Genomic DNA, 13999 nt, shown 5'->3' with positions numbered 1-13999 from the left:
GTCAGTTCAGTTCGTACTCGGCGTTCTCTCAGTCGCTCTGCGGCGGGTTCTCCTCCACCAGCGCCGTCTGCACCAGGCGCTCCTTGCGGCGGGCGATGTGCAGAGCACGGCCGGGGGGAAGGTTGCGGGGCTTGGCATTGCCGAAGAGGCGGCCTTCGGTGGGCGGGCAGGACAGCAGGACCGCCGGGTTGTTGGACTCGTCCAGGCGACGCATGAGGCCGTCGCTGAGCCCCCTTCCCGCGCCCATGGCGCTGCGGGCGACGACGAGATGGAGACCCGTCTCGAAGCCCAGCGTCAGATGCTCGAAGAGCGGCTCGAAGGGGCTCTGGAAGGAGGTGCCGGAGACCATGTCGTAGTCGTCGACCAGGACGAAGAGGCGAGGCCCTGTCCACCAGTCGCACTTGCGCATGCGGCCAGGGGCGATGTCGGCGCCGGGGATGCGGGACTTCATCGCGCGGGCCGCGCCCTCGATGGTCTCCTTGAGGTTGTCCAGGGAGATCACATGCCCGATGCGGTACTCCTCGGGGATGGCGTCCACCAGGGTGCGGCGGTAGTCCACCACGATGATCTTCGCCTCGCTGGGCGTGTAGCGGGTGGTGATGCCCTGGGTGATGCGGCGCAGCATGTTGGTCTTGCCGCTCTCGGTGTCGCCGACCACGATCAGGTGCGGGGTGCGGCTGAAGTCGTGCCAGACCGGTTCCAGGGCGTCCTGGTCGATGCCGAGCGGCAGGCGCATGCCACCGCCCTCGGTGGCCTCGGGCGCGGGGAGTTCGGCGAGCGGCAGCCGGTGCGGCAGCATCCGTACCTGTGGCGCGGACTCGCCCGACCAGTGCCGGGCGACCTCGGCGACCAGATGGCCGACGCCGTCACCGAGATCCTCCAGGGAGCCGCTCCCGTCGATGCGGGGCAGACCCGCCAGGAAGTGCATCTTGCTGTCGGCGGTGATGCCGCGGCCACCGCTGCGCGGCACCGAGCGGGCCTTGCGGGTGTCGATCTCGGAGTCCATCGGGTCACCCATCCGCAGTTCGAGGCGGGTGGCGGCCTGGTCACGGACCTGGGCCGAAAGCTCCACCCAGCGGGTGGTGGTGATGAGCAGGTGGATGCCGTAGTTGAGGCCACGGGCGGCGAGTTCGTTGAACTTCGGGATGAGTTGGTCGTAGTCCTGACGGACCGTGGACCAGCCGTCGATCACCATGAACACATCGCCGAAGGGCTCGTCGGGGAACTCCCCGGCGGCCCGGCGCCGACGGTAGGACTGCATGGAGTCGAGGGTGTGGTCGACGAAGAACTGCTCACGGCGGGCGAGCAGTGTCATCACCTCGGCGACGGCCCGGTGCACCCGCTCCGGGTTGAGCCGCGCCGCGACACCGCCGACGTGCGGGAGCCCGGCCAGCTGCGAGAGCCCGCCGCCGCCGAAGTCGAGGCAGTAGAACTGGATCTCGGCGGGGGTGTGGGTGAGGGCGAGAGCGCTGATCAGGGTACGGGCGAGGGTGGACTTGCCGCTCTGTGAACCGCCCGCGATGGCGACATGGCCGCCGGCGCCGGAGAGGTCCACGACCAGCGGGTCGCGGCGCTGGTCGAAGGGCTTGTCCACCAGGCCGACAGGCACCCGCAGCTTGCCGGTGCCTGACCAGCCTTCGGCGCTGAGGCCGCGCCCGGGAACGGGAGCGACGCCGGGCAGCAGGGCGTCAAGGGACGAGGGTTCCTTCAGCGGCGGCAGCCACACCTGATGGGCGGCAGGGCCTGCGTCGCGCAGCCTGTCGAGGGCCACGTCGAGCAGGGTCTCCTCGGGGCCGCTCGGCTCGGTCTCCGGCTCCGGTTCGGGCGCGGCCTCCAGGGTGCGTGGTACCACCCAGCCACTGGTCCACGGCACCACCTGGCTGGCAACCCGGGCCTGTACCACCGCGCCGGTGCGGCGCGCATAGGTGCCGGAGGAGTAGGCGGCGCGGAACCGGGTCAGGGCCTCCACACCGGACTTCAGGAAGCCGCTGCCGGGCTGGGCCGGCAACTGGTAGGCGTCCGGCACACCGAGGACACCCCGGCTCTCCATGGCCGAGAAGGTGCGCAGACCGACGCGGTAGGAGAGGTGGCTCTCCAGCTGGTGCATGCGGCCCTCGTCCAGGCGCTGCGATGCGAGCAGCAGGTGCACGCCGAGCGAACGGCCGAGGCGGCCGATCATCACGAACAGGTCCATGAACTCCCGGTGCGCGGAGAGGAGCTCACTGAACTCGTCGACCACCACGAAGAGGCTGGGCAGCGGGGTGAGATCGGACCCGGCGGCGCGGGCCCGCTCGTACTCCAGGGCGGAGGTGTAGTTGCCCGCCGAGCGCAGCAGCTCCTGGCGGCGCATGAGCTCGCCGTGCAGGGCGTCCTGCATGCGCTCCACCAGAGCGACCTCGTCGGCGAGGTTGGTGATGACGGCGGAGGTGTGGGGGAGTTCCTCCAGGCCCAGGAAGGTGGCGCCGCCCTTGAAGTCGACCAGGATGAAGTTGAGGGTCTCGGAGGAGTTGGTCAGGGCGAGGCCAAGGACGAGCGTCCGCAGGAGTTCGCTCTTGCCGGAGCCGGTGGCGCCGATGAGCATGCCGTGCGGGCCCATGCCTCCCTGTGCGGACTCCTTGATGTCGAGTTCCACCGGGCGCCCGTCCACACCGACCGCGATCGGCACCCGCAGCCGGGCGGAGCCGGTGTTGCGGTCGAAGAGAGTCTGCGGGTCGTGCCGGTGCAGGTCGGGGATGCCGAGCAGGGTGGTCAGCTCGACGTCGCTGTCCAGCGGCTGCGCGATGTCGCTGCCCAGGCTGATCCGGCGGCTCGTGAGCAGCCGGGCCAGTGACTCGGCGCCGTGCGGGCCGAGCCGGTCGGGCCGGCCGAGCGGCACGGAGCGCTCCTTGCGGCTGCGGTCGGTGCGCACCAGGCTCACCTGGTCGGGCCCGGCGGTCAGCCTCAGCGTGTTGCGGCCGGGACGCCAGCGCAGTGCCCCGGAGACGTCCAGGACCAGGGCGTTGCGGTAGCCGTGCCCCTCCCAGCGGTGGCCCTCGGGGACGGTGACGCCGTCAAGGACGACGATCGTGTAGGGCTCGTCACGGCCGGGACGGGCGTCCGGGTCGAAGCCGGGGCGCTCGGCGAACTCCGCGCCGAGCAGATCGTCGAGCTCGGTGAGGTCGGCGGTGATCCGGCGGACCTGGCCCGCGCCGTCCTCCTCGTACGGGTGCAGCGCGTGCGGCAGCCACTTGGCCCACTCCCAGTCGGGCCGCCGCTCGTCGCTGACGCAGAAGGCGATCCACAGCTCCTCGGGCGCGTGGAACACCGCGAGCTGGCCGAGCATGGCGCGGACCAGGGCGCGTACCGCTTCGGTGTCGGCTTCGGAGGTTTCGGTGCCAGATTCTTCGTCGGCGCGGAGCAGGACCCTGGCGGAGGAGCGCAGGTAGAGGCCGAGGGGCTGTCCGGGGATCGTGGAGTAGGCGCGGATGAAGCGGCGCAGGGCGTGCGCGCAGAGGGGTTCGAGGTCCTCCACCGGGTGGGTGGAAACCGGGTTCAGTTCGAGCGCGAGCTGCTGTTCGCCGACCGCAATACGGATCTCGCCGAAGTCCTCGTCGGCGGGGCGGCGTTCCCACAGCCGTGAGGTGCGGGCCAGTGAGCGCAGCGAGCCGGGCTCAGGGTGGCGCCAGGCGAGAGCCCTCTGCTGCTCTGTGATGGTGACCCGGACCCGCTTGCGGGTCTGCGCCAAGTAACGGAGGTAGTCGCGGCGTTCGCCCTTCAGGCGCTGCTTGCGCTCGCTGGACTTGCGCATGATCTGACCGAGCAGCATGGCACCGGCGGAGAGCGCCATGACGCCCATCGCCAGATACATGAAGACGCCGTTCCCACCGCCGGGGCGAAGGAACATCAGCATCATCGACACCGACATGAGCGCCATCGGCAAATAGGTCCATATAGCCGAGGTGTCCGGAACCGTCTCGGCAAGGACCGGCGGCTCCTGAAGGGTCAATTGCCCTTCGGGCATCTCCGGTCCGCGTCTGCGGGCCGGCCGGCGAAACAGCACCACACTCAAGGAACAGAACCTCCGGTTTCACTGACTTTACGGCCCACAGCGAATACCGGGGCACTCGGGGAAAGACCCGCACCGCGTTGATTCTCCGGGTCCCGCGTGACGCGGTGAACACCGGGTGAAAGATTCGGGTGGATAGCGGGGGAACGGGCAACTCCCCTGATGGACAACTCTCTGCCGGACAATGGAGCCGGTCCGCAGTACGACCCGGTGGGTGTAGGCAGTAGTCTGCATTCACGGAACGCGACCTGTCCACGCGGGGCGGTGTTCGCGGTTGGCGCGGACACAATTCCCCGGCCCGGCACCCCCGTTCCTGGCCGCGTGCGTCTTCCGTACTATTCGCACGTCCCCACTCCCTTCGCACGTCCCCACTCCCGGGGAAGTCCTTCCAGACAAAGCCCCCACGGAAGACGAGAGTTCAGCTGATGACCGACAGTGCGGTGGCCGAACTGTGCCGCCTGACCGTACGTGCGCCGAGCGTGTCCGTCGATCTGGCCGTGCCCGCCGACGTGCCGGTCGCCGATCTCCTGCCCACGCTGTTGCGCTACATCGGCGAGGAAGTCGAGGAGGCCGGCCTCGACCACGCCGGCTGGGTGCTCCAGCAACTCGGTGACGCCCCGCTCGACGAGGAGACCACCCTGGCCCGCGCCGGGCTCGCCGACGGCGCCGTGCTCTACCTGCGTCCGCACACCGAGGCGCTGCCCGAGGCGCGGCTCGACGACCTGGTGGACGGGATAGCCGACACCGCGGGCCGCCGGCTGCACACCTGGCACCCCGGAGCGGCCCGCGGACTCCTGGTGGGCACCGCGGTGGCGACCGTGGTGGTCGCCCTCGTGCTGGTGCTCTGGCCCGGGGTGAGTGACTCAGGCTCCCTCAGGGCCGTCTGCGCGGCCGTGGCCGGGCTGCTGATGCTCGCGGGCGCGGGTTCCGCCAGCCGCGCGGTCGGCGACCGGCTCTCCGCGAACGCGCTCGGCCTCCTTGTCGCGCCCTGCCTGGCCCTGGCCGGCTGGCTGCTGCCCGGCGGCGAGATGAGCGGCCCGGACGCGGTGAAGGTCGCGGGGGCGCGGCTGCTCGCCGCGGGTGCTGCCGGTGCGGGCGGCGCGGTCCTCGCGCTCGCCGCCACCGCGGTCGGCGCCCCGGCCCTCCTGGCCACCGCCCTCGTCTCGGTGGCGACCGCGATCGCCGGAGCCCTGATGGGGTACACCGGCATGGGCGCCTCGGCCTCGGTGGCACTGGTGGCGGCGGTGGTCACGCTCGCCGCCAGTGCGGTGGCACCCTTCGCCTTCAAGCTGGCAGGCCTGCGGCTGCCCGCGCTGCCGTCCACCGCCGCCCAGCTCCAGGAGGGCATCGAGCCCTACGCGGGCGACGAAGTCGCCGAGCGCACCGAGTTGGCCGGACGCTGGGTCACCGCGCTCTTCGCCGCCACCGGCACCATCGCCGCCGCTGCCCTGGTCGTCCTCACCCAGCACCCGAGCCTGCCCGAGGTGCTTGCCTCCCTCGTGCTGAGCCTGCTGCTTCTCCTGCACTGCCGCGGCCTTGTCCACATCGGGCAGCGGCTGACCCTGACCGTTCCCGGCGTCTGGGGGCTGCTGCTGCTCGCCCGCGCCTGGGCGGTGGACAGCGACGGCACCGGCCGCCTGGTGGTCTTCGCGGTGCTGTTCGCCGCGGCTGCCGGACTCGTGGTCGCCGCCTGGATCGTGCCAGGCCGCCGGGTGCTGCCGTACTGGGGCCGTGCGGGGGAACTCGCGCACACCCTCTTCGCCGTGGCGCTGCTGCCGCTCAGCCTCTGGGTCGCGGGGCTCTTCGGCTGGTTGCGCGGCCTGTTCGGCTGAGCACACCCGCACACCGGGACAGGGAGCCCGTGCAGCGGGGCAGAGAGCCCGCGCACCGGGACACGGAGAAGGAGTCGTAGGAGAGGCCGTGCAGTCCAAACGAGACCAGGTACACGCCCACAGTTTCATGATGGGCAGGCTCAGTTCGGGCCTGCTGACGGCCGATCCGGACGCCCCGGAGAGCCCGCTCGGACGCACCACACGCGGGGTGATCTTCGGCATCCTCGTGACCGTCCTGGTCGGCGCGATCGCCACTGTCTACGGCCTGCTGCGCCCCGGCGGTAACGACAGCTGGCGCGACGGCAAGCACCTGGTGGTGAACAGCGACACCGGCGCCCGCTACCTGTGGACCGACACCGACGGCACCCTGCACCCGGTGCGCAACTACGCGTCGGCGCGGCTGATCGGAGGCTCCGACCTGGCGGCCGTCGACGTCCGTACCGCCTCTCTGGAGGGCGTCCCGGTGGGCACCGCGGTCGGCATCCCCGGTGCTCCGGACACCGTGCCGGGGCCCGGCCAACTCGATGGCGGCGCCTGGCACATGTGCGTCACCGGGCCGGGCGGGGCGCTCCCCGACACCTCCGGTGCCGTGGCGGACACCGGGGTGAACAAGCCTGGGGCCACCAGCGTCGTGGCCGGGGCACCGCTGAACTCCAGTGACGTCGGCAGTGACCGCGGAGTGCTCGTACGCGGCCCGGACGGTACTGAGTACCTGGTGTGGCGGGGGAGCAGGCTGGCCCTCGACCGCGCGTCCGACGCCCGCAACGCGCTCGGTTACGGCTCCAAGCATCCGATGCCGGTCTCTGCGGCCTTCCTCGACGCGCTGGCGCCGGGACCGGCCCTGGCTCCGCCGAAGGTACCGGGCCGCGGCGAGGTGGGCCCCGAACTCGGGGGCGAGGCCAGCCGGATCGGCCAGCTGTTCAAGGTCAGCGTGCCCGGCGGCGACAGTACCTACTACCTCCTTCGCAAGGACGGCACGGTGCCGCTGACCCGGCTCGGCGCCGCTCTGGCGCTCGGCGACCCGGCCACCCAGAAGGACGCCTACCAGGGGGAGTCGCCCGAGGTGCGCACGGTCGGTGCGGCGGTGCTGCGCGAACACCGGGCGAAGAATCCGGGCCCCGTCGCGTCCGCGGAACTGCCGGACGCGCCGCCGACCCCGCAGTCCGCGACGCGCGGCACCGCGCTCTGCGCGCAGGTGGACGGCGGCGAGGGCGGCGCCCGGATCCGGTCGGTGCTCGTGCCGCTGTCCCGACTCGCCCCGGTCGCGGTGTCCGAGGGCACCGCCCAGCCGCTGAGCCCGGCCTGCGTCCCCACGAACGCCACGATCGTGCGACCCGGCCACGGGGCCCTGGTCAGGGCGCTGCACGCGAGCGGCGCCGCCCATGCGGGAACCACCTACCTGGTCGCGGAGAACGGCGTGAAGTACCGCCTCTCGGCCAAGGAATCGCTGGCCGCACTCGGGTACACGGACGCGGACATCGGCTCGGTCCCGGCACCGCTGCTCGCGGCCCTGCCGACCGGCGCGGACCTGGACCCGGCCGCCGCGTCCGGCGCCGCCGAGCCCAAGGTCACGGCTCCGGCGTGCGGCAGCGCCGACCGGACGAAGAAGAAGAGCGGCGAGAACGATGACGCGAACAAGACGGCTACCGCATCCGGCAGTTGACACACCATACGGATTCGGGCAAGGCGTACATAGCGCGTCGAAGAAAGGGAAAGGGGACGATCGGCGGGGAAAGTCCGCCCCGATCCGACTCATGTAGTGTGAATCTAGTGAAGACATCGGCGTCTTCACGGCACCGGATGCGCACGCGCGAAGCTCAGCAGAAGCTCAGATTTTCCAGGGGGACGGCTTCGCCGACGGAATTCCGGGCCAAGGCCGGAAGCAGGGCTTTCTCCATGCCCGTTCGGTCTCTTCGCATGCCCGCCTTCCGCCCGTTTCGCGATCCGCGGAGCCGAACTCCACATCGCGCCCGCCCGATCGGCCGACGCGTGTGTTCATCCCGCTGCAATCTTGCAACAACTCCGTTGTCATGGAACTGAATTCCGCTGGTCGGCCGATGCTCAGATCTTCCCCAGTCGCGTTGCGCAAAACACTGAGTTCTCTCTAGCCTCTGCGAGGAACGGTGCGATGAACGCGCCTGAACGAAAGGAGCGTGACATGGCGGACAGCGGCGCAAGGAAAGCGGATTATGCCAAGGGCTTGGGAGGAGTCTCCTCCCTGGAGTCGGCCCGGGGTCAGGTCGAGAAGGTCCAGAACAACGTCGCCGAGATCGCCGCGCGTTCGGGCGTCGGCGGTGACGAGGGCCAGGCCCTCCTGAAGCTCTTCCGCAGCTGGAACACCGAGGCGCAGAAGGTCGTCGTCCAGATCAGCACGATGGTCGACGCGCTCCAGGACAACGTGACCTCCGCCAACCGCCTGGCGAAGGAGAACCAGGACCTCACCGAGGTTCTGAACAGCAAGACCAGCCAAGGTGTCTTCGAAGCACTGAGCTGACCCCCACCGCGGCACCGGCCCCTTCTGTGAGGCCGGACTTCGTGAGCTTCCCGGGCCTTGAGCCCGGACTTCGAGAGGAGACGTCATGGCCGACGGCATCATCGACCTGCAATACCCCAAGGTCCAGCAAGCCATCGAGGAGTTGATGGAGCAGACCCAGCTGATCATCACGACCCTCAACAACCTGGAGGACGAGCTGAAGCCTCTCGTCGCCTCCTGGGAGGGTGCGGACCAGGAGAAGTACCGTGAGGTCCAGGCGGAGTGGGACCAGGCCACCAAGAACATGGCCCGGCTCCTCGGTGACAACGGTGAGCTGATCCAGTCCATCCACGACAACCACTCCCGTGACGAGCGCAAGAGCGCCGACAACTGGGGCGGTGTGCGGGCCCGCTAGGCCCAGCTTCACCCACCGGTCCGGCGGGCGCCCGTACGCACGGCGCCCGCCGGATCATCCCGAACCCCCGATCGGCACCGAGCAGCAGGAGAGCGTCCCATGGCTGGTGAGAAAGCTGACGTCAAGCACTTCAATCTCAAGGAGATGGAGAACTTCCGCGACAACGAGGTACAGGCGGTGCACAACCGCGCGAAGACGCACCGCTCGGACGGCTCGAAGGCCGGCGTCCGCACGCTCGAAGAGCGCATCGACCAAAAGACCACCGACGACAACCTCGATCAGAGCAAGCAGTTTCTGCGCATGGGCAAGATGCTCACGGAACCCCTGGTCTCGGGGCCGAAGCTGCTCAAGGGCATCACCGACGCGGCCACGGCCGTCGACAAACTGCTCGGTGACCAGATCGATCTTTTCAAGGAGTTGAAAGAGGCGCTCACCGACACCATCGACGAGGCGAACAAGACCAAGGACAAGAACCTGGAGGCGATCGACGCGAAGACGCTGCTCCAGAGCTTCGAAGACGTCGACACGCTCACCGCCGGCAGCAGTGGTGGCACCGACAGCTCGGACGACTGAGTCTCCTGAGTTCGTGCCGCGCGCAGGCCGGGGCCACGGCCGCCCGGCGAGCCCGCGTGAGAAACATCCGGCCGGACACCCCCACGAGGACGGGGTGCGTCGGCACGGACGACAACAGACCAGAGAGGGCGCCCGGTGGCGGAAGACACAGGCATTGACGGCAAGCACGACGATTACCTCGGCTATGGTGCCGACGCCAAAGATGTGCCGGGCGACACGTGGGGCGACCTGGTCGCCCACATCACCGGCTATCCGGTGCCGAAACGCGCCGTGCTCTTCGACACGCTCCGCTCCGACAAGGGCGGCAAGCTCTTCCGGATGGACTTCCAGGAGAAGAGCATCAAGGACGCCGTCGAGGACTCCACCGGCTTCGCGATGAACTCGGACGACGACTACGACATCTGGTTCTTCGACAAAGACAAGACGATGAGTGTCAAGCAGGCCCGGATCGTCTTCGAGGGCCGCGTGAAGTCCGGTGACGAGGTCATCTTCGCCTCTGCGGACTCCGACAACGTGAACGACGCAAGTGTCCGGTCGGGTGGCGAGTTCACGGACTACAACGACGACAAGATGGACAGTCGGCCACTCGCCCAATACATGAGCGGACCGCGGGCGGCGCTCATGGCTCTGCTGGAGGGCAATACGCAGGGCACCGACTTCAGCGGGGCGTCCGTTTCGCACAACGACGCCGTGGTCCTGAAGTCCTTCGACGACACCGGGGAGTCCTTCGACTATGCCGCGAAGTTCTTCAAGGACCAAGCGCCGATCCTGAAGGAGTGGGAGGACCGCTTCGGCGCGGACGACGCGAGCTGGAAGGGCGAGGCGGCGGACGTCTTCCGCAGCCTGCTCGAGAAGATCCGCGAGAACTACGACAACTACGTCGAGACCTTCAACTCCGCCGTCGGCGGCGGCAGCGGGACCAGCACCGACGGCACGGTGTACTCACGCGCGCTCGCGCTGGGCCGTACGTACCTGGAGGACGCTGCGAGAGATCTGCTCGCCGCATGGCTGAAGTGGGCCAACTCCCGGCATTACGACCCGCATCAGGTACTGCGCTACGTCCTGGACGACCTCGCCACGTGGGTGAACGAGAACAACGTCAAGAAGACGGACATCGAGGCGATCGGTCCCTACTACTTCACCTACATGCACAGCCCGCACAGCGACTTCACGCAGGTGCACGATTACGGCGACCTCACCGACGCCGCCACCTGGAAGAAGGTCGGCGACAAGGCGGTCGAGATCTGGTTTCAGGGTATCGACAAGGACCTGGGCGAGGAAGCCGCCAAGGTGCAGTCCCGCCTGAACAACCACTTCATCGACCTCAGCAAGGACTTCTCCGGAAACATCCCCAAGCCGAAGACGACCAGCACGGCTTCGGAGGACTACAAGGACAAGAAGGCGGACGACGCGACTGACGCGGCCAACAAGGCGAACGCGGACGCCGCCGCGGCCGCGAAGAAGGCGGCTGACGACGCGAAGAAGGCGAACGACGAGAACAAGGCGGCCGCGAAGGAAGCGGCTGACGAGGCGAAGAAGGCGAACGCGGAGAACAAGGCGGCCGCGAAGGAAGCGGCTGACGAGTTGAAGAAGCAGCGTGCGGAGGACAAGGCGGACGCGGCCAAGGCGCGCGCGGACGCCGACGCCGCGGCCAAAGCCAACAGCAAAGCCTTCCAGGACGGCATGAGCGGCCTCAATGGTCCCGGCGGGGGCGGGGGCAACCAGAAGCTCAACCTCGACGACCTGCTGAACCCGGGCGGCAACCAGAACAACGCGAACCACCCGCCGACCGAGAGCCTTGGCAACCTTGGCAACCTGAACGGCCCCGGTGGTGGCCCCGGCGGTTTGAACAGCCCCGGCGGTGGCCTCGGCGACTCGAACAGCCCCGGCGGTGGCGGGGGGCAGCAGTCCGTCGCGGTGCCCCCGATCCCGCAGAACCTGGGTAACCTCGGCAACCTAAACGGCCCCGGTGGTGGCCTCGGCGGCTTGAACAGTCCCGGCGGTGACGGGGCGCAACAGCGCGCCGCCATGCCCCCGGTCCCGCAGAACCTGGGTAACCTCGGCAACCTGAACAACCCCGGCGGCGGGCTCGGCGGGATCAACGGCGGTGCGAACACGCCCCTCAAGAGCCCGACCGGCGGCAGCACCCAGCTGGGCGACAACAAGCAAATCACCGCCGACTTCCCGGACGGCAGCAGCAGCGCCTTCGACCCCGACAGCGGCACGCTCACCACCACCAACCCGGACGGCTCGACCACCACGCAGAACCTGGGCGACGGCACCAAGGTGACGAACCCGGACGGCTCGGTGACCTCGCTCGGCGACGACGGCAAGCTGACCACCAGCTTCCCCGACGGCACCACTCAGAACGTCGACCCCACGACCGGCCAGGCCGTCACCACCGACCCGGACGGCAAAACCACCACCCAGAACCTCGGCAGCCTGGGCAACATCAACGGTGGGAACAGTGCGGGGGGACTGGGTGACCTCAACGGCGGGAACGGCACGGCAGACCTGGGCAACCTCGGTGACATCAACCCCGGTATGGACACCCAGTCGAACGGCGACCTGGGCAATCTGGGCAACCTCGGGGACCTCAACAACATCGGGGACCTCAACAACAACCAGTCCGGCCTGGAGACCCCGACCGGCGGGCACACCTCGCTCGACGGCAACGACTTCACCACCAAGTTCGCGGATGGCGGCAAGGCCACCTTCGACCCGGACACCGGGATGCTCACCAGCACCGACGCGGACGGCAGCACCAAGCTGACCGATCTCACCCACGGGGCACAGGTGACCAACCCGGACGGCTCCGTCACCTCCCTGGACAACGGCGAGCCGAGCACCACCTTCCCGGACGGCAGTAAGCAGAAGATCAATCCGGACACCGGCATCGCCACCCTCACCGACCCGCAGGGCGGCACCAAGACGATCGACCTGCACGACCTCAACTCCGTGGGGGACAAGAACAACCTGGACATCCCCAACAGCCTCGACATCCCCAACGGCGTGGGCGGAGGCGGCGGGGGCGGCACCACCAACCGGGACGTGACGCTCCCCGATCTGAACACCGGTGGCAGCGGCGGCAGCGGAGTGGGCGCGGGCGGCGGCAGCCCGGTATCCGTTGGCGCCGGCGCAGGCCTCAACGGGGGCTCCGGCTCGCTGGACGGTCTCGGTGCGGGTGGGGCTGCCCCGCTCTCCGACGGCGCCTCCGCGAACAGCCCGGCCGCTTCCTCCTCCGGTTCCGGCACACCCGGCGCCCCTGGCACCCCCGGCTCGCCCGGCATGCCGATGGGCGGCGGCGGCATGGGCGGCATGGGCGCGGGCGGCGAGAAGGGCAATGGCGAGCGGGTGCGCTCCGTACTGGTCGACGCGGTGGAGGAGAGCGAGCGGCGCAACCGCCGCGGCAGGCGCAGCCCGTGGAACCGTCAGGAGGACAGCGACACCTTCCTGGCGCCGGCCTCCCGGGTGACGACCACCGGCGGCGACAGCTCCGAGGAAGAGGCGGAGTCGGGCCGAAGGGCCACCACATCCGCCGACTATCTGGAAGAGGATGCCGACGTATGGGGAACCGAGGAGGGCGGAACCCCTTCCGTCATCGGCCGATGATGACCGGAGCCCCGGTTCGACCGTCGCGGAGAGACGAATCCCATTCGGCCCCCGCTTCCGTAACTGGCTCTCACCAGGCAAGATCATGTGCGGAGTTGATGTACGTGGTGCCGGGACCTGACACGCGCGGTCCCGGTCCGGGCGTACGGGAAGACCGAGGCGGAAGGGAGGCGCGGGCCTGATGGAACCATTGGAGAAGCGTCTGGAAAAGGCGATGGCCGAACTCCAGGCGGCCCAGGAGGGGGTCGCGCGCACCGAGCGCGAGCTGCGCGATTCGTCGTTCGCCGTGCTCTCGTCCGACCGCGCGGTCCGCTCCACCGTGGGCCCGCAGGGCGAGTTGACCGGTATCGAGTTCCTGGAGAACAAGTACCGCGACATGTCGCCCCAGGAGCTGGCCGCCAGCGTCCTGGAGTCGGCGAACGCCGCACGCCTGAAGATGAACCGCCATGTGATGAAGGCGTTGGCGCCCTTTGCGGAGCCCAGCAGCGAGGTACCCGAGCTGAAGGGCTTCGAGCTGGACTGGGAGCGGATCTTCGGTCCCGAGGTGCTGCGTGAGGACAACGAGGACACGGCACGCGGTGGTCAGCCGACCCCTGCCTGGCGTGACGCGATCGGCGAGGACGGGGAGAACTGACCATGGGACAGCGGTACTACGCCGATCCGCAGCGCATCGAGGCTCTGGCGGAGCAGCTTGAGGAGATCGGCACTCTGGCCAGTAGCATGACCGAGGAGTTCCTCGACGAGCTGGCTCCCACAGTCAGCTGGCCCGGCACGAGCGGCGACTTCGCCGAGCAGGCCAAGCCGCAGGAGCAGAAGGAGCGGCAGACAGCCAAGGACACCATGCTGTCCATCCGTGACGCCCTGACGGGCATCACCGAGTCCACGGTCGGCCAGGTCCGCATGATGCAGGGCACCCGCGACCGCAACATCGAGGACGTCGAGCAGGGCAGAAACCGCTTGGAAGCCAACGGTCTTGACAGCGACTCGGGCGGGCATGGGCGCCGCTGACCACCGCACCGCAGGCCGCTCCCGCACCACGCCGGGAGCGG

At 69.3% G+C, this 13999-nt stretch carries 9 protein-coding genes; 8 read left to right on the top strand and 1 reads right to left on the bottom strand.

What is annotated here, in order from left to right; genetic code table 11:
* Positions 1-28 precede the first annotated feature (28 nt).
* Positions 29-4000, bottom strand: a complete 3972-nt coding sequence (gene eccCa / locus ACFQ7F_RS23500) for a type VII secretion protein EccCa (RefSeq protein ID WP_383273460.1) — start codon at positions 3998-4000, stop codon at positions 29-31.
* A gap of 470 nt (positions 4001-4470) precedes the next feature.
* On the opposite strand from eccCa, the gene eccD reads away from it, so the two are divergent.
* The 8 genes from eccD (at position 4471) to ACFQ7F_RS23460 (ending at position 13958) form a co-directional block, all read left to right on the top strand.
* Positions 4471-5877: a type VII secretion integral membrane protein EccD gene (eccD, locus tag ACFQ7F_RS23495; protein WP_383273458.1), complete on the top strand. Its 1407-nt coding sequence runs from the start codon at positions 4471-4473 to the stop codon at positions 5875-5877.
* 88 nt (positions 5878-5965) lie between these two features.
* Positions 5966-7540, top strand: coding sequence for a type VII secretion protein EccB (gene eccB / locus ACFQ7F_RS23490; protein ID WP_383273456.1), 1575 nt, complete (start codon positions 5966-5968; stop codon positions 7538-7540).
* Between the two features lie 495 nt (positions 7541-8035).
* The gene (locus ACFQ7F_RS23485) at positions 8036-8371 is read left to right on the top strand and encodes a hypothetical protein (RefSeq protein ID WP_383273454.1); all 336 of its coding nucleotides are present in this window, start codon (positions 8036-8038) and stop codon (positions 8369-8371) included.
* Positions 8372-8456: 85 nt separating this feature from the next.
* Positions 8457-8765 (top strand): WXG100 family type VII secretion target, encoded by a 309-nt coding sequence (locus tag ACFQ7F_RS23480; protein WP_383273452.1) that lies wholly within the window; start codon positions 8457-8459, stop codon positions 8763-8765.
* 99 nt (positions 8766-8864) lie between these two features.
* Positions 8865-9338: a type VII secretion system-associated protein gene (locus ACFQ7F_RS23475; RefSeq protein WP_383273450.1), complete on the top strand. Its 474-nt coding sequence runs from the start codon at positions 8865-8867 to the stop codon at positions 9336-9338.
* Between the two features lie 135 nt (positions 9339-9473).
* On the top strand, positions 9474-12950 hold the full coding sequence (locus ACFQ7F_RS23470) for an AAWKG family protein (RefSeq protein ID WP_383273448.1): 3477 nt from the start codon (positions 9474-9476) through the stop codon (positions 12948-12950).
* A 178-nt stretch (positions 12951-13128) separates the two neighbouring features.
* Entirely contained in the window at positions 13129-13584 is a 456-nt protein-coding gene (locus ACFQ7F_RS23465) for a YbaB/EbfC family nucleoid-associated protein (protein ID WP_383273466.1), read from the top strand.
* 2 nt (positions 13585-13586) lie between these two features.
* Positions 13587-13958 (top strand): hypothetical protein, encoded by a 372-nt coding sequence (locus ACFQ7F_RS23460; RefSeq protein WP_383273446.1) that lies wholly within the window; start codon positions 13587-13589, stop codon positions 13956-13958.
* The last annotated feature ends 41 nt before the right edge of the window (positions 13959-13999 follow it).

This window comes from Streptomyces sp. NPDC056486 (assembly GCF_042795295.1).
Taxonomy (GTDB): Bacteria; Actinomycetota; Actinomycetes; order Streptomycetales; family Streptomycetaceae; genus Streptomyces.
The sequence above is the reverse complement of the archived record's forward strand: the minus strand, read 5'-3'. Positions and strand labels throughout refer to the sequence as shown.

Excerpts from the sequence above, each read along its gene's own strand:
- eccCa (WP_383273460.1), bottom strand. The coding sequence starts at position 4,000 with ATGCCCGAAGGGCAATTGACCCTTCAGGAGCCGCCGGTCCTTGCCGAG.
- eccD (WP_383273458.1), top strand. The coding sequence starts at position 4,471 with ATGACCGACAGTGCGGTGGCCGAACTGTGCCGCCTGACCGTACGTGCG.
- ACFQ7F_RS23485 (WP_383273454.1), top strand. The coding sequence starts at position 8,036 with ATGGCGGACAGCGGCGCAAGGAAAGCGGATTATGCCAAGGGCTTGGGA.
- ACFQ7F_RS23480 (WP_383273452.1), top strand. The coding sequence starts at position 8,457 with ATGGCCGACGGCATCATCGACCTGCAATACCCCAAGGTCCAGCAAGCC.
- ACFQ7F_RS23475 (WP_383273450.1), top strand. The coding sequence starts at position 8,865 with ATGGCTGGTGAGAAAGCTGACGTCAAGCACTTCAATCTCAAGGAGATG.
- ACFQ7F_RS23460 (WP_383273446.1), top strand. The coding sequence starts at position 13,587 with ATGGGACAGCGGTACTACGCCGATCCGCAGCGCATCGAGGCTCTGGCG.